The sequence below is a fragment of the Brachybacterium sp. genome (assembly GCF_036379615.1).
Taxonomy (GTDB): Bacteria; Actinomycetota; Actinomycetes; order Actinomycetales; family Dermabacteraceae; genus Brachybacterium.
Genome location: NZ_DASVGJ010000003.1, coordinates 1 through 23,453 on the forward strand (window position 1 = coordinate 1; position 23,453 = coordinate 23,453).

General features: G+C 70.3%; 16 protein-coding genes and 1 pseudogene. 7 read left to right on the forward strand and 10 right to left on the reverse strand.

Going from position 1 to position 23,453, the window contains the following annotated elements:
* Together VF289_RS00480 and VF289_RS00485 are read left to right on the forward strand one after the other, a co-directional pair.
* Nucleotides 1–229 (forward strand): annotated as a pseudogene (locus VF289_RS00480) (transglycosylase-like protein); the annotation flags it as partial.
* 315 nt (nt 230–544) lie between these two features.
* Complete coding sequence (locus VF289_RS00485) at nt 545–2,065, forward strand: sugar transferase (protein ID WP_330879998.1); 1,521 nt, start codon at nt 545–547, stop codon at nt 2,063–2,065.
* 163 nt (nt 2,066–2,228) lie between these two features.
* Here VF289_RS00485 and VF289_RS00490 read toward each other — a convergent pair whose 3' ends face one another.
* The 9 genes from VF289_RS00490 to VF289_RS00530 all read right to left on the reverse strand — a co-directional run bounded on the left by VF289_RS00490 (nt 2,229) and on the right by VF289_RS00530 (nt 13,047).
* Nucleotides 2,229–3,206, reverse strand: a complete 978-nt coding sequence (locus VF289_RS00490; protein ID WP_330880000.1) for a glycosyltransferase family 2 protein — start codon at nt 3,204–3,206, stop codon at nt 2,229–2,231.
* Complete coding sequence (locus VF289_RS00495; protein WP_330880002.1) at nt 3,203–4,492, reverse strand: oligosaccharide flippase family protein; 1,290 nt, start codon at nt 4,490–4,492, stop codon at nt 3,203–3,205. The genes VF289_RS00490 and VF289_RS00495 overlap by 4 nt, the downstream gene beginning before the upstream one ends.
* A gap of 113 nt (nt 4,493–4,605) precedes the next feature.
* Nucleotides 4,606–5,307 (reverse strand): PIG-L deacetylase family protein, encoded by a 702-nt coding sequence (locus tag VF289_RS00500; protein WP_330880004.1) that lies wholly within the window; start codon nt 5,305–5,307, stop codon nt 4,606–4,608.
* The gene (locus VF289_RS00505) at nt 5,304–6,488 is read right to left on the reverse strand and encodes an aminotransferase class I/II-fold pyridoxal phosphate-dependent enzyme (RefSeq protein WP_330880006.1); all 1,185 of its coding nucleotides are present in this window, start codon (nt 6,486–6,488) and stop codon (nt 5,304–5,306) included. Before VF289_RS00505 ends, VF289_RS00500 begins: the two co-directional genes overlap by 4 nt.
* Nucleotides 6,485–8,362, reverse strand: a complete 1,878-nt coding sequence (locus VF289_RS00510; protein ID WP_330880007.1) for a nucleoside-diphosphate sugar epimerase/dehydratase — start codon at nt 8,360–8,362, stop codon at nt 6,485–6,487. The genes VF289_RS00505 and VF289_RS00510 overlap by 4 nt, the downstream gene beginning before the upstream one ends.
* Nucleotides 8,359–9,510, reverse strand: a complete 1,152-nt coding sequence (locus tag VF289_RS00515) for a hypothetical protein (RefSeq protein ID WP_330880009.1) — start codon at nt 9,508–9,510, stop codon at nt 8,359–8,361. Before VF289_RS00515 ends, VF289_RS00510 begins: the two co-directional genes overlap by 4 nt.
* Complete coding sequence (locus tag VF289_RS00520; RefSeq protein WP_330880011.1) at nt 9,507–10,631, reverse strand: glycosyltransferase; 1,125 nt, start codon at nt 10,629–10,631, stop codon at nt 9,507–9,509. Before VF289_RS00520 ends, VF289_RS00515 begins: the two co-directional genes overlap by 4 nt.
* Nucleotides 10,631–11,857, reverse strand: a complete 1,227-nt coding sequence (locus VF289_RS00525; protein WP_330880013.1) for a hypothetical protein — start codon at nt 11,855–11,857, stop codon at nt 10,631–10,633. The genes VF289_RS00520 and VF289_RS00525 overlap by 1 nt, the downstream gene beginning before the upstream one ends.
* A complete protein-coding gene (locus VF289_RS00530) occupies nt 11,854–13,047 on the reverse strand; it encodes a glycosyltransferase family 4 protein (protein ID WP_330880015.1) in 1,194 nt (397 codons plus the stop codon). Before VF289_RS00530 ends, VF289_RS00525 begins: the two co-directional genes overlap by 4 nt.
* 534 nt (nt 13,048–13,581) lie before the next feature.
* Here VF289_RS00530 and VF289_RS00535 point away from each other — a divergent pair.
* The 4 genes from VF289_RS00535 (at nt 13,582) to VF289_RS00550 (ending at nt 18,310) form a co-directional block, all read left to right on the forward strand.
* Nucleotides 13,582–14,730: a hypothetical protein gene (locus VF289_RS00535; protein ID WP_330880017.1), complete on the forward strand. Its 1,149-nt coding sequence runs from the start codon at nt 13,582–13,584 to the stop codon at nt 14,728–14,730.
* A gap of 99 nt (nt 14,731–14,829) precedes the next feature.
* Nucleotides 14,830–15,684, forward strand: a complete 855-nt coding sequence (locus tag VF289_RS00540) for a PHP domain-containing protein (RefSeq protein WP_330880019.1) — start codon at nt 14,830–14,832, stop codon at nt 15,682–15,684.
* Nucleotides 15,685–15,874: 190 nt separating this feature from the next.
* Nucleotides 15,875–16,942, forward strand: coding sequence for an L-threonine 3-dehydrogenase (tdh, locus tag VF289_RS00545; RefSeq protein WP_330880021.1), 1,068 nt, complete (start codon nt 15,875–15,877; stop codon nt 16,940–16,942).
* A 150-nt stretch (nt 16,943–17,092) separates the two neighbouring features.
* Complete coding sequence (locus VF289_RS00550; RefSeq protein WP_330880022.1) at nt 17,093–18,310, forward strand: glycine C-acetyltransferase; 1,218 nt, start codon at nt 17,093–17,095, stop codon at nt 18,308–18,310.
* Nucleotides 18,311–18,406: 96 nt separating this feature from the next.
* On the opposite strand, the gene VF289_RS00555 is transcribed toward VF289_RS00550, so the two are convergent.
* Nucleotides 18,407–19,759, reverse strand: coding sequence for an MATE family efflux transporter (locus tag VF289_RS00555; RefSeq protein WP_330880024.1), 1,353 nt, complete (start codon nt 19,757–19,759; stop codon nt 18,407–18,409).
* A 239-nt stretch (nt 19,760–19,998) separates the two neighbouring features.
* Between VF289_RS00555 and VF289_RS00560 the strand changes: the two genes are divergently transcribed.
* Nucleotides 19,999–23,439, forward strand: a complete 3,441-nt coding sequence (locus tag VF289_RS00560) for an efflux RND transporter permease subunit (protein ID WP_330880026.1) — start codon at nt 19,999–20,001, stop codon at nt 23,437–23,439.
* The last annotated feature ends 14 nt before the right edge of the window (nt 23,440–23,453 follow it).

Consider the following 23,453-nt stretch of genomic DNA (forward strand, 5'->3'; position numbering starts at 1 on the left):
CACCACCCGTGCCCTGCAGGGCTGGGTGGGCGTGACGCAGGACGGTTCACTCTCCACGAGCGACATCAAGGCGCTGCAGGGCCAGATCGGTGCGGAGCAGGACGGCAAGATCGGCGCCGAGACGACGGCGAAGCTCCGCGCCGCGATCGGTCAGAGCAGCAACGGCGTGTGGGACTTCCGCACCAGCTACTCCACGGTGAAGGCGCTGCAGCAGCACCTCAACGGCTGAGCGGCGCGGGGGAGCGTCCAGCGCACGAGAATCCACGACGACGCGTCGGTCCCTTCGGGGCCGGCGCGTCGTCGTCGCGCCGCCCGCCGAGCTCCTCGCACGTGCGATCGATGGAGCTGAGCACTGCGACGCGTGGGCACCAGGGGGCTCATCCCGAGCACGGAGCCCCCACCACACCTCCACAAACCGTGCAAAACGGACATAACGCGTGTAGTGTGCCGTCAGACAAGACGGACAAAACGGACATACATGGCGGCACAGAGTGTGACGTGCGGTTCCTGTCCGTGAGTCGGTCCCAAGTTCTGAGAGGTTCTCGTGGCACTGCAGCAGATAGTGGACATCAGCGGGGTCGATTCCCCTCCGTTCGCGGAACGTGGACAGTTCGGCACCCGAGCGCTCCCTCTGGCTGCCCGACGGGCGCGACGCGACGACCGGATGGTCGTCGCGTCGTTGATCGTCGCGGACATCGTGGTCCTCTCCGTCGCGTGCGTGCTCGCAATGATGATCCGCGGTCGCCTCGCGTTCCTCGGAGTCTCCCAGGACCTGCCCGATTCCCTCGTGGCGAGCTCCCTCGTGATCACCGGCGCGTGGCTGGTCTCGATGCTCGTGTTCGGAGCCAGCAACCCGCGCGTGATCGGATCGGGCGCCGAGATCTACCGAGGCGTGCTGTTGGGAACCCTGGGCACCGTGGGATTCGTCGGAGCGGTTCTCTTCCTCGCTGACATCCCGCTCTCACGCCCCTATTTCGTCGTCCTGTTCCTGGTGGGACCGCTGCTGCTTCTGCTGGTGCGGACCGTCGCCCGCCGCATGGTGAACCTCTCCCGCTCACGTGGACGGCTGCGCGCCCAGGTGCTCGTGGTCGGCTCCACCGGTCACGTGCGCGGGATCGTGCGCACACTGCGCCGCGAGGTATGGCTGGGATACGACGTCGTCGGTGCTGTCGCGCCGATCAGCGACGAGCGCCGCGACGAGGACGCCGGGGTGCCGATACTGGGTGATGAGTCCCAGATGCTCGACCTGGTCCGTGCGGTCCAGCCTGACGTCGTGCTGTTCACCGCCGGGTCCTCGGCGAGCGCCGAGGAGTTCCGTCGCGTCGCGTGGAAGCTCGAGGAGCTCGAGGTCGACGTCATCGTGGTCCCGGGTCTCAGCGAGATCTCCAGCGACCGGATCCGGATGCGTCCCGTCGCCGGCCTGCCGCTGGTGCACATGGATCTGCCGCGCTCGCGCAAGGCTCTGAAGAAGGGCAAGCGCATTTTCGACGTGGTCGCCAGCTCCGCGCTCCTGCTGTTCCTCTCGCCCGTCTTCGCGGTCACTGCAGTGTGCATCCGCCTCGGCGACGGCGGTGGCGTGATCTTCCGCCAGAAGCGGGTAGGGCGGGGCGGGGAGCCCATCGAGTTCCTCAAGTTCCGTTCGATGGTGCTCGACGCCGAGGCCCGCCGTGTCGAGCTCGAGCAGCTCGCCCGCGATCGTGGCAACGACGTGCTGTTCAAGATGTCCGATGACCCTCGCATCACCCCGGTGGGCAGGGTGCTGCGCCGCTACTCGCTCGACGAACTCCCGCAGCTGTGGAACGTGCTGCGCGGCGACATGAGCCTGGTCGGGCCCCGTCCCGCCCTCCCGACGGAGGTCGAGGGGTACGACGCCGACGCGCATCGACGGCTCGCGGTGCGGCCCGGCATCACCGGACTGTGGCAGGTCTCCGGACGCAGCGACCTCTCCTGGGACGACACGGTCCGACTGGATCTGTTCTACGTCGACAACTGGTCCTTCATGCAGGACCTCCTGATCCTGGTGCGTACCGTGCGCGCCGTGCTGGCCTCTCGCGGGGCGTATTAGCGACCCCTGAGAGAAGGACTGTGCCCCTGGGCGACGGACGCGCTGAGCCGCCACCCGGGGGCACACTCGTGCGAAGGGGGTGAGGAGCCGGACGGAAGGACGGGCCGCGACCCCGGGAAGGGAGCCGCGGCCCGTCGGAGCCCGGAGCCGGGCACCGATCGCCTCAGGCGGCCTTGCGCCGCGAATCGAAGCGCTGGTATGCCCACCGATGAAGCCCATCGGACACCAGGGCGAGCGACCACGAACCGGCCGCCATGCGGCGACCCTGCCGGAGCTGGGTGAGCACCCCGGGCACAGTGATCCGCTCCCGGCACCAGGAGGTGACCTCCCTGCGGAGCGGCGAGTCCTCGCGCTCGTTCGCCGCGGTGTGCAGGATCTGTGTGAGCGTGACGTCCCGGTGGTCCTGCAGGAGCGCTGCGGCCTCGCGGGGTGGGAATGCGCCCTCGACCACTGGGCGGACCAGTTCGTTGAGCGCTACGAGGTCCCAGATCCCCGGTCGCAGGCTTCCTGTTGCGGAGCCGACGTGCACGGTGTTGAGATAGAGCTCTTCGTCCACACAGGTGATGATCGCGCTCCGGGCGACGTGGCGCAGGGCGAAGTCGAAGTCGCTGTAGACCTGTCCCTCGGCGGCGAGCGGCAGGGGGCGACGGAAGAAGGCATGCTGGGTCCCGATCAGGTCCCCCTGCAGCATCGCGCGCAGGGCAGTCCTCGGTCCCATCACGTCGCCGGGCGGTGCCCAGGGCCCGCGGCCGATGGGAGTCCCGCCGGAGACGCGGATCATCGGGGTGAAGACGACGTCTGCCCCGGTCGACTCCGCTGCCTCGTGCAGGCGCTCGAGATAGTCGGGAGTGACGGTGTCGTCGCTGTCCACGAACGTCACCCATTCGCTCCGCGCCCTGCGGACCGCGTGGTTCGTCACTCGCGCGTAGCCGCCGTTGGCCTCTTGGCGATCGATCACGAGGCGGTCGTCGGCAGGGAGGTCGTGGGGAAGCGGCACACGACGTGAACCGTCGTCGACGATCAGGATCTCGATGTCCTCGACCGTCTGGGCGAGGAGGGAGTCGACGGTCGCCCTGACGGAGTCGCCCGCCTCGAAGTAGGGGACGACCACGGTGACCAGGGGAGCGGCAGGTGCGTTCATTGTGCTGTGACCTTCTGGGAGGGGGCGGCGACGTCGCCCAAGAGCACCGTCTCGGTGTGTGCTCGTGCGTCGACGGCGAGGCGCTCGGCCGATCGTGTGCGCCGGCGTTGACAAACGGCGTCGATGAGGTAGAGGGCGGCGATCGTCGTCTCGCTGACGATCGCCACGCCGGCGGCTCCGATGGAGCCCCAGAGCCAGCCGGCGGGGAAGAGAAGCACGACGTGGCAGATGGCGCCGATGACTGCGAACCGGGCCGCGACCCGGAAGCGATGCTGTCCGGTCGCGCGCAGGAAGAGTGCCGTGACGACGCCGGACGGAAGAAGGGAGATCCCGATGATCTGGGTGACGAGAACTGCTCCCCGCATCTCGTCGCCGAGGTACCAGGGGATGACCAGGGGAGAGAGGACCACCAGGCCGATCCCTGCGAGGGCGTAGGAACCCATCACGCCGACCATGATCGCGGTCTGGATGGCGCGGTCGCCCTCGCCGCCACGGGCCATCCGGGGGAGCATGGCGTCGACGATCCCGTGCATGACCCCTCGGACCGCGTTGCCGAATCGCTCTGCGGCGCCGAAGAAGGCGATGTGGACCGGCGTCGAGACGACCCCGAGCGCGATCGTGTTGGACCCGCTGATCGCCAGGTTCGCGAACCCCGTGACGAACATCGGCGCCGAGTCCGTGAGCGCGTCGCGGATCTGCGGGACGGACGTGCGGACCACTCGGGCGTCCCGCCAGACGACGAGGACCATGAACCACGCGATGACGGCGCTCAGGGCGAGCGGGAACTGCTGCCAGAGCATCGGCAGCACCAGCTCACCCGGCGTCCGCACCGTGAGCACCAGGAGCACCAGGGCGATCAGCCGCGAGAAGACCATGATCAGCGTGAAGGAGCGGACGCGGCCCCTCCCCTGCAGGAGCCAGTCGGGGTAGAGGACGCCGACACCGACCACGAGAACGCCGACGAGGTACAGCGTCCACTCCTCCCGGAGCTGGGGGACGAGAAGGACGATCGACATGAGCACGGTGGCGGCGGCCGACCAGAGCAGCAGGATGGACGCGAAGCTCGCGGCCGCGATCTGGGAGCGCTCTTCGCGCGTCCTCGCCACGGAGATCCTGCGCACGGCGCTCTTGCCGAAGCCGAAGTCGGCGACGAAGACGACGAGCTGGACGAGTGCGAGTGCCAGCAGGAACTGTCCGAGGTCGTGGGCACCCAGCACGCGGGAGAGCAGTGGGAGGGAGACCAGCGGGTACGCGAAGGAGACGAGATATCCGGCGCCGATGAACACGGCGTCGGATCCCGCACGCAGCGAGGAGTCGGGCCGGGGGGCCGAGGGCTCCTCAGCTTCCGCCCGGGGGAGAGCTGCCTCCCGACGCTCTCCTCGGTGGCTTCTGCGGGACATCATTCGTTGCCCAGAACGGGACGTCCGGCCGGCGTCGTCCTCCTCGCGATCTGGAACGCTTCTCCGTAGCCGAACGAGGACTGACTGCCGCGGAACAGGGCGAGGGCTTCGAGCGCCTCGGGGGAGCGAGGCCCCGGGAACGGCTGGACCTGGCTCTCGAAGCATGAGAAGGACTCGGTCTTCACGCCGATGGTGGAGGTGATGTCGACGGTCCAGTTGGGCACGAAGGCAGGCTCGGCACCCGGTGCGTTCCAGAAGGTCTCCGAGACGGTCTCGTACATGGCGACGGTGGTGATCCCCTGCCCGACGCCGAGCGGCCGGGTGACGACCATGGCCGCGTCGAAGACGGCCTTGTGGTCGACATGCCGATCGGGGAAGGGGATGAGAGCCAGCGTGGGGGCGACCCGATCGACGATCTCCTTGAGCGCGCCGTTGAGCTCTGCGACGGAGCTGCGGGAGATCTCGACGGAGGGCAGATCCAGGAACACGGACTCGTGCACACCGAGGACGCGATGCGCCCGACGCGCTTCCTGCTCCACGAGCGGTGCCACGTCGGCCCCGTAGAGCGGCGGGAGGTCGGCGCACACGGCGACGACCGTCACCTCGATGCCCTCTGCGGCGAGCCGGGCGATCGTGCCGCCGCAGCCGAGGACCTCGTCGTCGGGATGGGGGGCGATGACCAACGCGCGGGGGGTGCTCACGACAGGACTCCTGTGGACGGGGCAAGGGCGAAGGGAGCGGTGCGGCCGGCGGATGCGATAGCAGCCTCGATGCGGTCGCAGACCTCACGGATCTGCTCGACCGAGGACGCCGGAGAGCTGGGAACGCTGAGCCCGGTGCGGTAGAGACGCTCCGCGGTGCCGTTCAACTCGCGCGGAAAGCGCTCGGGATCGGCATACACGGGCTGTCGATGCATCGGCGAGAACACCGGTCGGGCCTCGATGCCGTCCTCGGCGAGGGCATCCCGGAGCGCGACGGGCTCCGTCCCGAGGCGCACGGGATCGAGCACGAGCGAGGTCAGCCAGCAGTTGTCTCCGGCATCCTCGCCACCGAGGATCTCCAACCCGTCCACCCTGTCGCAGAGGGCGCGGTACTGGTCCCGATGCGCACGGCGGATCGCGAGGAACTCGTCGAGGCGTTCCACCTGGGCGAGCCCGAGGGCGGCGAGGATGTTCGAGAGTCGGAAGTTGAAGCCGATCTCGTGGTGCTCGTAGTGGGGCACTGGTTCGCGGGCCTGCGTCGCCAGGTGATGCGCGCGGTCCGCCAGGACGTCGTCGTCGGTGAGCACGATGCCGCCCGAGGAGGCGGTCGCCATCTTGTTCCCGTTGAAGGACACCGCCGAGACCAGGCCGTGCGAGCCGGCCGGGCGTCCGGCGCGCCTCGACCCCAGGGACTCGGCGGCGTCGACGACCAGCACGGTGCCGTGGGCGTCCGCGATCCGCTGGAGGTTCTCATGATCGGCCACTTTCCCGTAGAGGTCGACGCCGAGGAGCGCACCGACGCGCGACCCGGAGGCCGTGGCGCGCACGACGGCCTGCTCGACCAGGTCCGGATCCACGTTGCCGGTGCTGTCGCAGTCCACGAACAGCGGCACGGCGCCGGCGTGCACGATGGCATTGGCCGAGGCGACGAAGGTCAGCGTGGGGCAGACCACCAGGTCGCCCGGGCGCACGCCCGCGACCAGCAGTGCGAGGTGCAGTGCGGCGCTCCCGGAAGCGACGCCGACGGCACGCCGACGGCCGCAGCGCTCCGCCACGAGTGTCTCGAAGGCGTCGAGCTGAGGGCCGGCCGGGGCGATCCAGCCCGAGTCCACGGCTTCGAGGAGCCGTGCTCGCTCATGGCTGCCGATGACCGGGATCGACAGAGGGATGCGGGCGGTCATGGTCGGATGACCTCCTGGGATGTGGGTGCGGCGGCGAGTTCGAGCGCCTGTTCCAGGAAGGCGTCGATGCTCTCGCAGGGCGCTTCGGGCGGGGGCAGGGTGAACGGGTCGATCCCGGAGTTGACCACGTGGAATACGCGGTCGTGCTGATCGACGACCTCGTTCTCGTCCGGCGTGAACAGCACCTCGTGGAGCTTCTCGCCGGGACGGAGACCGGTGTAGGTGATCTCGCAGACCATGCCCATCAGCGCCATCATCCGCTGGGCGATGTCGGCGATCTTGACCGGCCGGCCCATGTCGAGCACGAGCGTCTCGCCGGGCTGACCGACCGAACCGGCGAAGAGCACCAGGGCACAGGCTTCCGGGATCGTCATGAAGTACCGGGTCACGTCCGGATGGGTGACCGTGACCGGACCACCACGGCGGATCTGCTCGGCGAAGGCGGGGATCGCCGAGCCGCGCGAACCGATCACGTTGCCGAAGCGCACGGACACGAACTTCATCCCGGTGCGTGCGGCGGCGCTCGCAGCGAGTCCTTCGGCGATCCTCTTCGAGGTGCCGAGCGTGCTCGTGGGGTCGGCGGCCTTGTCGGTGGAGACGTTCACGAACGTCGTGACCTGGTGGCGGATCGCGGCGTCGATGACGTTCTGCGTGCCATGGACGTTCGTCTTCCACGCCTCCTGCGGATGGCTCTGCAGGAGCGGGAGATGCTTCAGCGCGGCAGCGTGGAACACGATCTCCGGTCGGTGGTGCTCGAAGATGGCTTCGAGGGCCTTCGGGTCACGGATGTCCGCGAGCACCAGATCCGGGGAGTCCAGCAGCGCTCGGCCGGTCATGCTCAGCTGCAGCTCATGGAGAGCGGTCTCGTCGCGGTCGAGCATCACCAGCAGCTCGGGTTCGAGGGCCTTGATCTGCCGGCAGAGCTCCGATCCGATCGAGCCGCCGGCTCCGGTCACCAGGATCCGTCGGCCGCGGAGGAGCTCGCGCGCTGCGGTCAGCTCGGGCGGGGCGACCGGCCTGCCGATCAGGTCCGTGACGTCGATCTCGCGCAGCGAGGAGACCTCGGGCGTGTCGTTGAGGATCTCGGCGGCCGAGGGGACCGTGCGGATCCAGGCACGGGTCTCCGACAGCTGCTCCGCGAGTGCCGAGTACAGCTCCGGCACGGTATGGCCGATCGCGACCACGGCTCCTTCGGCACCTGTGGACTGGATGGTCTGGGCGATGTGGTCGACCGTGCCGTGCACCCGCACGCCTCGGAAGCTGAAGCGCCGCTTGGCGGGGTCATCGTCGACGAACGCCACCGGGATGTACGCGCCACGGGGATCGCGGAGCATCTGCTCGACCAGGTTCATGCCCACGAGGCCCGCGCCGACGACGACCACGGGCATTCCCACGCGCGGTCGACGCCGATGATCGAGGTACAGGCGGGTGAGATGGCGCAGGGTCGTGGCGAGGAGAAGGGAGAGCATCAGCGCGCCGAGGATGGTGGAGAACTCGCCGCCGATTCCCGCCGCAGCGTTCACGACGAGCACCACCGCCAGGGTGAGGAGGGCGGTGAGCGCCTGCAGGCGGAACTCGGAGGTCGATCCGATCATGAGACGGCGGAGGTAGAGGCCGGTGGCGGTGCCCACGAGCAGCTGGGCTCCGATCGCCACGAGCATCAGGATGAACAGTCCGCTGTCGAGGTTCTCGGCGGGTGCGACGAGAGCGACAGCCGCCCATGAGGCGAGCCCGAGAAGGGCGTCGAGGCCGCCCAGGACGATGAGCGACAGTGCCGGCGAGTTGCGCTTCAGGCCGAGGAATGTGGGCCGTAGGGGAGGCCGGGCTCTCTCGGTGGGTGCCGGTGGTGGCACTGCCTTGCGGTGGGTGTTCATCGGTGTCCTCCGTGTGCTGAGATGACGCGGGATTCGTCGTGGACCCTGCGCCGGGGCGTTCCGTGGTGTGCGCCGCCCGTGGGCGTGCCGGGCACGCCGTCCGGACCGGGGTCGAGCGAGTGGTTCTGCTCCTGGTCACCGAGGGGATCGACGATGCAGCCGATCACGGGGATCCCGTGGCCGATGCTGAACCGCGCGGCGCCGGAGATCTGCGTCGAGCTGCACCCGTCGCCGACGACCAGCACGGCCACCGCATCCTCTGGGAGGGAGGAGAGCTGGTCGCTGAGTGGGACCGCCCAGGTCTCCGTGGTGCCGGACCGTCGAGCACCAGATCTCTCCGCCGTCGTGAAGAAGGTCGAGATCCGCATCCCGTGCGGGGAGTTCGCATGCACGAGGGCGATGGTGGAGTACGGAAGTCGATGCAGCCTGCCGCGGATGCCCACGGCTGTGGTCGGCAGGCCGGTCTTCGCCACCGCGCGGGACAGTGCCCCCTCGGGCGGGTCGAGGATGCCCATCACTGGAGCGCCCGCTGCGGACTCGATGCGTCGCAGCACCCGCGGATGCCGTTTGCTCCCCTCGCGCCCGATGAGCGCGAGCAGGACGGTGATCGCTCCCACGATGATCCCGGCAGGGATGACGATGGCAGGGTCCGGGTTCGACGGCGTGGTCGGTGCCGTCGCCTCCTCGAGAAGGCCGGCCGATGCCTCCACGGTGCCGTTCGCCCCTCCCTCAACGGCTTCGAAGAGCGTCTCGGCGCCGGCTCCCGCCACGGCAGCCGCCTCGTCACCAGTGCTCCCCGTACCGGTGATGATGATCACCGGGCTGTCCTCGTCGGCCACGAACTGGAGCTGGGACCGCAGGGCCTCCACTCCCGGTTCCCCACCGAGGCGCTCGCTGGTGGCGATGAGCGAGGCATCCGACCGGGCGACGGCGATGTACGTCGGGAGCAGCTCCCGGAGCAGTGACTGCTCGACGGCCAGGGACTCCGCATCGGAGGCGACCGGCTGGATCAGCACCCGGGACTCCGCTTCGTAGTGCTTCGGTGCGACTGCCAGGACGAGAAGCCCGATCAGCCCGCCGACGACGGCACCCGTTGCCAGGATCCACCAGGCATCGCGCAGGATGCGCCACATCGCTTCGGTGCTCATGAGATTCCTTCCAGCACCGGGACGCTGATCCCGAGCTCTGCGTAGGCCGCGAAGGAGCGCTTCGCGAGGGATGACATGTCGAAATTGGTGGCGATCCTGGCCGACGCCGCGGCACCGAGCTCTCGGCGTCGCGAGGGATCGGCGATGAGGGCGGCGGCGGCGGTCCGGAGCTCGTCCTCGGTGTCGCGCAGCAAGCCGGTGACCTCGTCCTCGATCACGTCGACCACGCCTGTGACCCTGCTGGCGACGACGGGGACACCCAAGGCCTGCGCTTCGAGCAGGGCCATCGGCATCCCCTCGGACGCGCTGGTGAAGAGCATGAGGTCCGCGCCGGCGAGGACGCGCAGGAGCTCCTCACGCTCCATCCAGCCGGTGGCCTCCACCGAGGCGGGAAGGAGGCTGCGGTCGCCGTCCCCGATCCATCGGAAGCGCACCGGCTGATCGGAGGCCAGATGCCAGCTCTCCGCGATCCGGCCGAAGGCCGCCGCGAGCTTCTGCTCGGTGATCCGGCCGACGTGCACGATCTCGGGGACCGCTCGAGGCCCTTTCGGGCCGTGGGCGCGGGCGATGCCTCGCAGCCGGTCGACGTCGACGGAATTGGCCAGGACGGCGGTGCGCGCCTCCGGGATCTTCTCCAGCACGAGCTGCTGCTCCGACCACGAGCAGAGCGCGAGGGCTGGAGCCATCCTGGCGCCGAGGCGCTCGAGACGGGTGTAGACGGCGCGCATGGCCGGAGTGCTCACCGTGCGCTCGCTGGACAGGCCGTGCGGGCTGTAGACCGTGCGGTGATGTGCCCCGGACAGCAGGGCGATGAAGCGCCCGATCATGCCGGCGCGTGAGGAATGGAGGTGGAGGATGTCGGGCTTCTCCCGGCGCAGCAGGCTGCCGAGGCTGGTGAGGAGCGCGGCGCTCGCGAGCCGCGGCGCGGAGGTGAGGCGGAGCACGCGGACCTGAGGCCCGGCGATCTCGCGGATCGCCTCGATGCCGGGGGACTCCGGGCGCGGGGCGTACGCGAACATGACGTGGGTGTCGGGCTCCTTCGCCTGCTCCCGCGCGATGTCCGTGATCGCATAGAGCGTGCCGGCGAACGCTGCATCGGTGACGTGCAGGATCGTGGTCATCAGAAGATCCTTCCGAGGGGCTGGCTGCCCGGGCCCGAGCCCGGGCCGGTGGCCGCGGGGGCAGAGGGGAGGCCGGGGAGCCCGGTGGGCACGGGGGTGGTCCCGTGGATGGCGGCGGCGGTCGTCCTGCGACGCAGAGGGCGCAGCGCGACCGGCAGGAGCGCGAGCACGAGCGGCAGGACGGGCGTCAGGTGCTTGAAGTACGAGCCGTAGTCGGGCTCGAAGAGGGCTTGCACCATGAGCAGCGAGAACAGGAGCGCAGCGCTGCGCTGCGCCACGACGAGCGGCCGCGAGGGCGCCTCCTCCTGGGGTCCGGTGATCCTTCCCCGAGCCACGGGGACCAGGACGGCCAGCCAGAAGACGGCGATCAGCATCGCGCTGGCCAGGTGGTACAAGGACCCGATGGCCAGGAGCGGGAGCGGGAAGAGGAGCAGCAGCACCATGAGGATGATGGCGAGCACTCCGGCTGGTCCGGGGGCGTCGGGCAGCGGACTCACGATCAGCGAAGCGACGGAGTCCGCATCGGGTCGGGTCCCGTTGAGGCCCTCTCGCTGCGACTGGAGGCCGTCCCCGAGGACAATGGCGAAGGCGGCCTGGAGGGCGACGTAGGAGAGGACGGGGAACAGCAGCAACCAGACAGGACGATGAACCAGGGAGAGTGCCAGCCGCCAGGCGAGGAACAGGCACCCGATGATCAACCAGTACGGCCGGAGGGTGGCCCCGTACCCGAGGCAGGCGAGCGCGATCACCAGGTCCCACCGGCGTCCACGCGGCGCGAGCAGCAGGAGCGCGGTGATCGCGATCGTCGCCAGTTCCTTGCTGTACTGACCCAGGTACACGACGGCGAGCCCGAGCGACGCACCGATCATCGCGAGGTCGATGAGCTGAGCGTGGCGGAGGCGCCCCCAGCCGACGGCGGCGAAGAGGCACACCACGAACAGCCCCAGCGACAGCAGGCCCGCGAGCGGTGCGAGGTCCTGAAGGCCCAGGGCCTGATAGATCGACGCGATGTCCTGGAACGAGGAGGCGACGAGGTACCGCTTGTCGGGCATCATCCCGAGCTGCACGCTGTGGTCGTCTCGCAGGAACCGCTCGGGCAGCACGGACCGTGCGACGAGGGAGGCGAGCAGCGCACCGGCAGCGAGCACGAGGACCGTTACTTGGTTCGCGGTCCCATGCGTCCCCGTGCCGGCGGTGAGGTGCCCGCCCGCGGCGTGTCGCATCATGAGCGCTCCGTGACGAGCGCGCGGCACGCTTCGGTGAAGGCGAGGGCGAAGTCGTCGCTCGCCGACTCGCGCGCCGTCCGTGCCATGCGGGCGAACGCCTCCGGGTCGGCGACGAGCTCGACCAGGCGCCGTGCCGTCTCGGTGAGATCTCCGTGGTGGTGGAGGCAGGTGGCACCGTCCTCGGTGTCCGCAGCGAGCTCGCCGACCGGGGTGAGCACGCTGATCATCCCTGCGGCGATCGCCTCGTGGGCGGACATCGCGAAGCCTTCGGCATCGGAGAGCTGGACGAAGGCATGGGCGCTCGCCGCCTCCCGAGCCAGTCCCTCGCGGTCCATCGGGGGTTCGAAGCGCACCCGATCGGTGAGTCCGCGTCGCGAGGCGTGATCGAGCAGCACCTGGTGCTGCCCGGCGTCGGGCCCGATGATGAGCAGATCTGCGCCGCCCGGGTGCTGTCGTCCGAGCTCGGCGACCAGGTCGATCGCGAGATCGAGCCGCTTCTGGCGCGCCATCCGCCCCCAGAAGACGAGGCGCAGCGGCTCGCCGGGGGCCGGCGGAACGGCCTCGTGCTCGAGTGCGAGGGTGCCTGCGGCAGGTCGCACCACGCGGTGCGGGACGCTGCGGCCGGCGCGGGCCAGCTCACCCTGGACGAGCGTCGTGTACGTCGCCTCCGCGTCGCTGAGGACCATGTCGGCCCGTGGGAGGCACCAGTGATGCACGAGCCGGTCCAGGCGATGGGTGTAGCGGGGGAGATGGACCCAGATGGCCCACCTCGTGCGCGGCGAGAGCATGGAGGCGAGGGGGCCGAGGGCGACTGCCCGCCAGAGCGAGGTGATGAGCACGTCCGGCTTCTCCCGGCGCACCTCCCGCAGCAGTCGCAATGCTGACAGCGGGCTGTTCACGCTCCGTCCGGCGATGTCGGGACGGACGACCGAGATCGCGTCTGCGGAGGCCTCGAGCGCTGCGACTCGGTACTGGAGCTCGGCCCGTGCCGAGCTCGCGGGTCGGCCGCTCCCGAAAGTGCGCCGGAGGTTCTCGGCGGCAGCTTCCACCCCTCCGAAGGACGTCTCGTGGATCAGGTGGAGGACCGTCAGCGTCGCACGCTGCGGAGCGGAGCGATCGCGATGACGGCGCTGATCGATCGTCGCCGACCGGAGCGGGCTGTGCTCGTCCAGCATGTCTTTCCCCCTCATGGTGACGCTCTTCCGTGCCGCTCTTCGGTGCCACGTGTGCTTGTCCCGGCGCCACGACTCCGTGATCCGCCCGCTAGCACCGCACTACCCTGTATGACGTCGAACAAAAGGATCATATCGGACATAGTGCCCATATGCGACACTTCTCATTGGGTCGGGCAGTGCACAGGTCGGGGTGATGCCCGAGCGGCGAGCGAATGCCCGTAAGGCGATCTCGCATGGCGTGGATGACCGGAGGGGAAGAGATGAGCGGCGTGGAGCAGGTGAGGGTCGATGGTCGTTGCGTCTGGAGGAGTCCGCCGTGCGGGCCGTCGTCTCCGTCTGTACAGAAGAGCTGCCGATGGCCTGTCCCGTGCCTTTAATCGGGCGGGACGGGGTGCTGCGTCGCGCTCACGCGGAGCTGCGTGAGCGCTCCGAGTGCGGCAGGGGTCAGTTCGGCGGCTGGCCGTACGAGTCCTGCAATCCGGGCTGCTCCTGCATGCAGGGGCGGCAGGCCGCCGACACCGAGTTCTGCGGAACGTCAGAGGAGGTCCTGTGGTAGCCCGAGAGATTCTGACACCGCGACGTCGCGTGCTCGCGGCACTGGGTGCCGGGGCGATGGCCGCCGGGGTCTCGGCATGCGCAGACTCTGCCGGCTCCGACGGAGCCGTCGAACCCGCGGCGCCGGTCCGTGCTGCCGACGGGTCCTCCGGCCTCGTCGACGCGCCAGGCGAGCTCGCCGACGGGCCCGGTGTCTGGGCGGCGGGGTCATTCGATGGTCCCACCGAGTTCGGCATCACGATGGCCGGGCCGTCCCACAGCACTGACGAGCAGTTCGAAGCCGACCTGACGACGCAGCTCGAACTGGGCATGTCCTGGATCAGGATCCCCGTCGTCGCGGACACGGTCGTCGAGGAATGGGGCTTCGCCGCAGGGGCGGTGGTGCTGGACCGCCTGATGCTCGACCGGATCGCGCGGGGAGCTGCCCGTGCCCGAGAGCGCGGCCTGAAGGTCTGCATGATCGTCGCGGACATCTACGACAATCCCGCAGCCGACGAGGACGAGTTCCTGCGCAACATGCGCCAGTACTGGGCCGGTGTCGCCGAGCCTCTCGTCGAGCACGTGGATGTGTGGCAGGTGTTCAACGAGCCCGATGGGGCGCACTTCCGGACACTCGACACGGTTCCTTCCGGGCAGCGCCCCGAGTACCTGCGCACTCTGGCGCGCGCGCTGGGTGCGGCGCATCAGGAGTTCGAGCGCGCCGATCCGGAGGTGACGATCACGACCAACCTCTACGGCTATCCCCTGAACGATGCGATGGAGAGGCGGTGGGTGGAGAGCCTCGATGTCCTGGCCCCTCATCTCGATGTCCTCACCGTAGATGCGTATCCCGAGCTGTCCGAGCAAGAGGCTCGTGAGCTGCCGCAGCGGATCGATCGGCTCGGCGAGCGGTACGGCAAGGAGGTGATGCTGGGCGAGATCGGTCTGCAGACCTGTTCGCAGTGCTGGACCGAGGCGCAGCAGGCGGAGGCGTACGCGATGTACGTCGATCTCTACGCCGACTCGCTCATCCCGGTGCTCTTCTTCTACCAGCTGCGCGACGATGGCACCGACACGGGTGAGGGGACCTACGGAATCCTGAAATTCGACGGCACTCCCAAGCCGGCCCTCGGCGAGATCAGTGAGGGTCTGCAGGGGTTCTGAGCGGTCGCGGGCGGGCGAGCCGATCACCCGGAGCCCCGAGCTCGCGTCCGCTGAGCGACCGTCCGGGCGCCGGGGGCGGGCCTGTGCGACGCTTCTGCCATGACCGCGCTCCCTGCCGACAGCCATGTCCACAGCGAGTTCTCCTGGGACACGGGCGGGCCCGACAGCGCCGCCCGCGGCACGATGCGGGCGACCTGCGAACGGGCCGTCGCGATCGGGCTGCCGGCTCTGTTCTTCACCGAGCACCTCGACCTCGAGGACGCCTGGTTCACCGACCCTGAGGACTTCGGCGACCACGAACGGCATCTGGTGGGGGAGGACGGCGTGGTCGCCGTGCCCCGCTTCGACGTCGACGGCTACTTCGAGAGCGTCGAGAGCTGCCGCACGGCCTTTCCGCAGCTGCGCATCGGCACGGGGCTCGAGTTCGGCCAGCCCGGCCTGCGCACCGACGCCGCCCGCGCACAGCTCGACCTCGACGCCTTCGACCGCATCATCGGCTCGCTCCACACCGTGCCCTTCGGTGACCGGCGCGCCGAGCCGACCACGCTGTTCCGTCGGCTCCCGGCCGACGAGGTCCTGCGCCGCTACCTCGCCGAGGTCCCCGCACAGGTCGCGGGCGACGGCCCTCACGAGGTCGTCACCCACCTCGACTACGCGGTGCGCTACTGGCCGGAGGAGGTCGAAGGCCCCTTCGACCCCCGCCCCTTCGAGGAGGAGCTGCGCGGAGCGATGCGCGCGATCGCGGGCAGCGGCCGCGCCCTGGAGATCAACACCCGTCGCCTGCGCCCCTGGATCCCGCAGTGGTGGGCGGAGGAGGGCGGACGTGCCGTGAGCTTCGGCAGCGACTCCCACACCCCGCTCGCCCTCGCGGCGAACTTCCCCGAAGCGGTCGCCATGGTCGAGGCGCTCGGCTTCCGAGCCGGACGCGACCCGCGGGAGCTGTGGCGGCGCTGAGCCAGGCGGCCGCGGCGGCGCAGCCCCTGGGACCTCGCAGCGTGTGCCCGCGCCCGAGCGCGCCCCGTATCCTCGTCGGGGCGGATCCCACCCGGATCCGCCGTCCCGAGCCCCCGCGATGCCCACCCCCGCATCCTCCGTCGGCCCGGGAGCACAGCGCTCCGAGGAGGAGCACGGACGAGGAGGTCTGATGCGCGCACTGCGCAAGGTCGCGCCCGGAGCCGGGCTGGAATGGACGACCGTCGAGGAGCCCGGCTGCGGCGACTGGGACGTGAAGGTGCGGGTGCTGCGCGCTGGGATCTGCGGCACCGATCTGCACATCCTGGGCTGGGACGCCTCCGCCGAGGCCATGTGCGACACGGTCCCCTTCACCCCTGGCCACGAGTTCTACGGCGAGGTCGTCGAGGTCGGCGCAGAGGTGACCGACGTGCGCGTGGGCGACCGGATCTCCGGTGAGGGCCACGTGGTGTGCGGGACCTGCCGCAACTGCCGCGCCGGGCGCCGGCAGATGTGCATCCGCACCCGCTCCGTCGGCGTGCAGCGCGACGGTGCCTTCGCGGAGTACGTGACCCTGCCCCACCAGAACGTGTGGGTGCACGAGCACGACGGCGGCGAGGAGCTGATCAGCCCTGAGCTCGGCGCCGTCTTCGACCCGCTCGGCAACGCCGTGCACACCGCCCTGAAGTTCCCGGTGGTGGGCGAGGACGTGCTGATCACCGGCGCGGGCCCCATCGGGCAGATGGCCGCCGCGGTCGCCCGGCACGCCGGGGCCCGCTACATCACCATCACCGACATCTCGCCCGAGCGCCTCGCCATGGCCGAGGACTGCGGCGCGGACGTCGTGCTCGACGTGGCCAGCCAGAAGGTGCGCGATGCCCAGCGCAGCCTGGGGATGCGCGAGGGCTTCGACGTCGGTCTGGAGATCTCGGGCCAGGCCAGGGCGCTGCAGGAGATGATCGAGAACATGAACCACGGCGGGAAGATCTCCCTGCTGGGCCTGCCCTCCCAGCAGTTCGAGATCGACTGGACCATGGTCGTCACCCGCATGCTCACCCTGCAGGGCATCTACGGCCGCGAGATGTACGAGACCTGGAACGCGATGTCCGCGATGCTCAGCACCTCCGAGCCGCTGCGCACGGCGATCACCCGCACCATCACCGACGTGCTCCCGGCGACCGACTGGGAGCGCGGCTTCGAGATCGCGAAGGCCGGCACCGCCGGCAAGGTCGTGCTGGACTGGAGCTCCCTGGACGGCTGACCGGCTCCTGCCCCACCGGATTCCGCCCGCCCCGCCCCTTCTCACCGCGGCACCCGCCCGCCCTTTCTCACCGCCGCACCTGGCGCTGCCGACCCTCCCCGCCGCACCCGCCGCGTCCCCTCCCTCAGACCCACCCCGGAAGGACCCCCGATGTACACCGACCTCAAGGACCAGCTGACCGCCGAGCTCACCGAGATCGAACAGGCCGGCACCTTCAAGCACGAACGCGTCATCTCCACCGCGCAGAGCAACCGCATCACCGCCGGTCCCGTCGGCCGCGCCGGCGCCGAGGTGCTGAACTTCTGCGCCAACAACTACCTCGGGCTCGCCGACCATCCCGAGATCATCGCCAGCGCGAAGCGCGCCCTGGACGAGCGCGGCTTCGGCATGGCCTCGGTGCGCTTCATCTGCGGCACCCAGGACCTCCATCTGCAGCTCGAGCAGGCCGTCTCCGAGTTCCTCGGCACCGAGGAGACGATCCTGTTCTCCTCCTGCTTCGACGCCAACGGCGCCGTCTTCGAGCCGCTGTTCGGGAAGGAGGACGCGATCATCTCCGATGCGCTGAACCACGCCTCCCTCATCGACGGCATCCGCCTGTCCAAGGCCGCCCGCTTCCGCTACCGCAACGCCGACCTCGAGGACCTGCGCACCCAGCTCGAGGCCGCCGCCGCGCTCCGTGACGGGCAGGGCGCCCGCCGCACGATCATCGTCACCGACGGCGTCTTCTCCATGGACGGCTACCTCGCCCCGCTGGAGGGGATCTGCGACCTCGCCGAGGAGTTCGGCGCACTGGTGATGGTCGACGACTCCCACGCCGTGGGCTTCATGGGCGCGACCGGCGCCGGCACCCCCGAGCACTTCGGGGTCTCGGACCGCGTGGACATCTACACCGGCACGTTCGGCAAGGCGCTCGGCGGCGCGAGCGGCGGCTACGTCTCCGGCCGACGCGAGATCGTGGCGATGCTGCGCCAGAAGGGCCGCCCCTACCTGTTCTCCAACTCGCTGGCCCCCGCGATCGTCGCCGCGACCCTCACCGCGCTCGAGCTCGTCGAGGGCAGCGCCGAGCTGCGCGCCGCGCTCTTCCGCAATGCCGAGCTGTTCCGCCGGCGGATGGGGGAGGAGGGCTTCGAGCTGCTGCCCGGCGAGCACGCCATCGTGCCCGTGATGTTCGGCGATGCCGCCCTGGCCGCGAAGGTCGCCGACGTGATGCTCGAGCAGGGCGTGTACGTCACCGCGTTCTCGTACCCGGTGGTCCCGCAGGGGAAGGCCCGGATCCGGGTGCAGCTCTCGGCCGCCCACACCGAGCAGGACGTCGAAGCGGCGGTTCAGGCGTTCGTCGTCTCCCGCGCCGCGGTCCAGGGAGCCTGAGCCGGCCCGGTCCCGACCCCGCTGGTCCGCTGCCGCCCCCGCCGGCCCGCTGCCGGGCCCGCTGGTCCGGCCCGGTCCGGCAGGTCGGGTCTCGCCCTAGTCGCCCAGGCGCATCCAGGCGTCGGTGCGCACGCGCAGGCCCAGGCTGAGCGCCCGCAGCACCATGAACAGGAAGGTGCAGGCCAGCCACAGCATCGCGAGGCCCAGCGGGCCGGCCGGCGCCCACCACCCCACCAGCACCGCGCCGGGCAGGATCGCGATCGCGATGATCGCACCGGCCTTCGCCAGGTAGGGGGCGTCGCCCGCGCCCATCAGCACCCCGTCCAGCACGAACACGTACCCGGCGATCGGCTGGGTGATCACCAGCACCCACAGCGCGGCGCGCAGGTTCTCCTGCACCGCGACGTCCGGGGTGAACAGCTCCGGGATCACGTAGCTCGCCCCCAGCAGCAGCACCGAGACCACCGCGCCGCCGCCCACGCCCCAGGTCATCAGGCGCCGGGTCACCGCCCGGACGGTGGCGGGGTCCGAGGCGCCCAGATACCGGCCGGTGAGGGCCTGGCCGGCGATCGCCAGGGAGTCCAGCGCCAGGGACAGCGCGGTGAACACGGTGATGGCCAGCTGGTGGGCGGCGAGCTGCACGTCCCCCAGCCGGGTGGCAACCACCGTCGCGGCGATCACCACCACCCGCAGCCCGAGCGTGCGCACGAACATCGGCACCGCGTCGCGGCCCACGGCCACCAGGCTCGACGGCTGCGGGGTGAGGGAGATGCCCTCGCGTCGGGCGCGGCGGATGATCACGCCGAGCAGCACCGCCACCATCGCCCACTGGCTGAGGACGGTGCCGATCGCGGAGCCCGCGATCCCCAGATCGAGGCCGAAGATCAGCAGGGCGTTCAGCGGGATGTTCAGCAGCGCCCCGCCCACGGCCACCACCAGCGGCAGGGTCGCGTCCTGCAGGCCGCGCACCAGTCCGGTCGCGGCCTGCACGGCGAGCATCGCGGGAAGTCCGAAGGCGCTGAGGCGCAGGTAGATCAGCGCCTGGTCGAGCACCTCCGGGGACGGGCCGAAGGCCCTCAGCAGCGGCTCGCCCGCCACCAGCAGCAGCACGGTCGACAGCCCGCCGACGACCAGCGCGAGCCAGCAGGCGTCGACCCCGCGGGAGATCGCCTCCCGGGTGCGACCGGCGCCGAAGGAGCGGGCGACCGCCGCGGTCGTGGAGTAGGCCAGGAAGATCGCCAGGCCCACGATGGTGGTGAGCACCGTCGCAGCGAGTCCCAGCCCGGCCAGCGAGGTGGTGGAGACGCGGGCGATGAACGCCGAGTCGGTGAGCAGGAACAGCGGTTCGGCGATCAGCGCCCCGAGGCTGGGGATCGCCAGGCGCAGGATGTCTCGGTCGACGGTCCGCCGGGCGCTCTCCTCCCGCGGGACGTCAGGGGATGCCGTCATCGGTGGTGACCTGAGCGACAGGTCCCTGGGAGGGCACGGGAGGAGGAGGGGGAGGGCACCCCTCCATTGTGCGACCTCGCCCCCGACGTTCGTCGGATCCGTCGTCCCAGGCTCGCGTGAGACAGTTCCGTCGGAGGACTCGACGCCTGGGCCGCAGGGCAGGGTGAGGGGCCGTACCGCCACCCGTCCACCCGTTGCGCACGCGCCCCGTCGGCCGCGCACGATCCCTGAGGAGCAGGATGAACCGCCTGGCCACGCTGAGCCTGAACAACAGGTCCTTCATCGCACTGGTGTGCATCGCGGTATCGATCATCGGCGTGTTCGTCATGACCACGATGCGCCAGGAGCTCATCCCCTCGGTCTCCCTACCGCAGATCCAGGTGATGACCACCGCCCCCGGATCCTCCTCCGAGCAGGTCCGGGACCGGATCACCTCGCCCGTCGAGCAGTCCCTCAGCGGGCTCGAGAACGTCGAGGGCACCTCCTCCAGCTCGCAGGCCGGGATGTCGATGGTCACCGTCGAGCTGACCTACGGCACCGACATCGCCCGGTCCTCCAACCAGGTCGACGCCGCGCTCACCCGCATCGAGGACCAGCTTCCCGAGGACGCCGACCCGCAGGTCATCTCCGGCGGGACGAGCGATCTCCCGGCCGTGGTGCTGTCGGTGTCCTCCGATCTGGACCCCGCGGACCTCGCCTCCCGCCTGGAGGCCTCGGTGACGCCCGAGATCGAGCGCGTGGGCGGGGTCTCCTCGGTCGCCGTGATCGGCGCCCCGGAGGAGATCGTGCGGATCACCCCCGACCAGGACGCACTGGAGGAGGCCGGCCTCACCGAGGACGACATCACCACCGCGCTGGACGCGAGCGGCCTCTCCCTGCCCGGCGGCTCCGTGGTGGACGGGGACCGCACGCTGGACGTGGTGCTCGGCCAGGACGTCGACAGCATCGAGAGCCTCGAGGACATCGTGCTGATGCCGGCCGATGGCGCACAGCAGGGCGGCGAGCAGGAGGAGCAGCTCGGCCCCGACGGTCAGCCGCTGCCCGATGCCCAGCCGCAGCAGCCCGCGGAGCCGATCACCCTCTCCGAGGTCGCCACCGTCGAGCGCACCGAGCAGGATGCCACCTCGATCTCCCGCACCGACGGGCGCGAGTCGCTGGTGCTGATGGTGACCGCCACGGTCGACGGCAACGTCGTGGACATCTCCGACGGCGTCGAAGGTGTCCTCGCCGACACCCTGCCCGGGGTGGGCGGCGACGCGGAGGCGGCCGTCGTCTTCGACCAGGCGCCCTTCATCGAGGAGTCGATCCTGGCGCTCGCCGAGGAGGGCCTGCTGGGCCTGCTCTTCGCCGTCGGCGTGATCCTGCTGTTCCTGCGCCGGGTGCGGCCCACGGTGGTCACCGCGATCTCGATCCCCACCTCGCTGCTGATCGCCTTCATCGGCATGTTCGTCACCGGCTACACGCTGAACATGCTCACCCTGGCGGCGCTGACCATCTCCATCGGCCGCGTGGTCGATGACTCGATCGTGGTCATCGAGAACATCACCCGCCACCTCGCCTACGGCAAGACCAAACGCCGAGCGATCCTCGACGGTGTCCGCGAGGTCGCCGGCGCCATCACCGCCTCGACCCTCGCGACCGTGGTGGTGTTCCTGCCGATCGCCGTGGTGGCGGGCATGGCCGGGGAGCTGTTCCGGCCCTTCGCCCTCACCGTCGGCATCGCGATGCTGTCCTCGCTGCTGGTCGCGCTGACGATCGTGCCGGTGCTCGCCTACTGGTTCCTCAGGGTGCCCAAGGGCCACGAGGACGTCGATCCCGAGGACGCCGCGCAGGTCACCGCGCTCCGTGAGGAGTCCGAGGCGAAGGAGGAGCGCAGCTGGCTGCACCGGCTGTACGCGCCGCTGCTGCACCTGGTGCTGGACACCCTGCCGCGCCGCCTGCTGACCGTCGGGGCCTCGATCCTGGTGCTCGTGGGCACTGTGTTCCTGATCCCGCTGATGAACATCAGCTTCCTGGGCGACACCGGCCAGAACATCGCCTCCCTCACCCAGACCCTGCCCGCCGGCACCAGCCTCGAGCAGTCCTCGGACAAGGCCGCCGAGAGCGAGGAGGCGCTGATGGAGATCGACGGCGTCGAGACCGTCCAGACCACCATCGGCGGCGGCGGGTTCGCGATGGGCGGCGGCGCGGAGAACGAGGTCAGCTTCTCGATCACCACCGATCCCGACGCCGACCAGGAAGCCCTGCTGGACACCATGGTCCAGGCCCTCGAGCAGCAGCCCGAGCCCGGCACCATCGAGGCCGCGGACCTCGCCTCGCCCACCGGCTCCAGCTCCGTGGACATCCTCATCACCGGACCCACGACCGAGGACCGTCAGGCCGCCAGCGATGCGCTCCTGGCCGAGCTGGATCCGCTCCCGGAGGGCGTGTCCGAGGTGGGCACCGACCTGGAGGCCGACCAGCCCACGGCAGTCGTCACGGTGGACCGTCAGGCCGCCGCCGAGCTCGGGCTCACCGAGGAGGCGGTCATCGGCATGGTCGCCCAGCAGATGTTCCCCGGCGCGATCGGGACCATCACCCTCGACGACTCCGAGCTGGACATCTACGTCTCCGGCGACGACAGCGTGGACACCTTCGACCAGCTGCAGGACCTGGAGCTGATGGGGTCGATCCCGCTGACGGACGTCGCGACCGTGGAGGAGGAGCTCTCCCGCCCCTCGATCTCCACCCAGGACTCCCTGGAGACCGTCACGGTCTCCCTCACCCCCGCGGGCGAGGACGTGGGCGTCGCGACCGATGCGGCGCTCGCCGCGATCGAGGACGCGGACCTGCCCGAGGGCGTCGAGGCGACCCTCGGCGGCACCGCCGCGGACATCGACGAGACCTTCGGCCAGCTCGGCATCGCCATGCTCGCCGCGATCCTGCTGGTGTACGTGCTGCTGGTGTGGATCTTCAAGTCGCTGATCCAGCCGCTGATCCTGCTGGTGTCGATCCCCTTCGCGGCCACCGGCGCGCTGGGCCTGCTGGTGATCACCGGGGTGCCGCTGGGACTGCCCTCGATGATCGGCCTGCTGATGCTGGTGGGCATCGTGGTCACCAACGCGATCGTGCTCATCGACCTGGTCAACCAGTACCGCCGTGCGGGGATGACGCTCGACGAGGCCCTGCACCTGGGCTCCGCCAAGCGACTGCGCCCGATCCTCATGACGGCCGCGGCGACCATCTTCGCGCTGATCCCGATGGCTCTGGGCATCACCGGCAACGGCGGCTTCATCGCCCAGCCGCTCGCCGTCGTGGTGATCGGCGGTCTCATCTCCTCCACCCTGCTGACCCTGGTGATCGTGCCGGTGCTCTACCGCATCGCCGAGGGCCCGGGGGAGCGGAAGCGGGTGCGGGAGGAGACCCGGCTCGCCGAGCTGCGCGAGCGCCGCGAGCAGGCCGAGGCCGAGAAGCGACGCCGCGAGACGGCGCAGCGGCGGGCGCAGGAACCTGCAGCCGACGGGGCCGGGCGAACCGCCGCCGACGGTTCGGACCGCGCCGGCAGGACCGGCGGAGTGATGGACCGCGCCGGCGTGACCGGCGGCGGCCCGGCGCCGGAGCGGAGGGGCGACTCGCGTCGTTCCCTGCGGGAACGCGGAGGCCTCGTCGGGATCGTGAAGCGGCGGCTGGGCCGGGGCTGAGGCCCGCGGTCCGC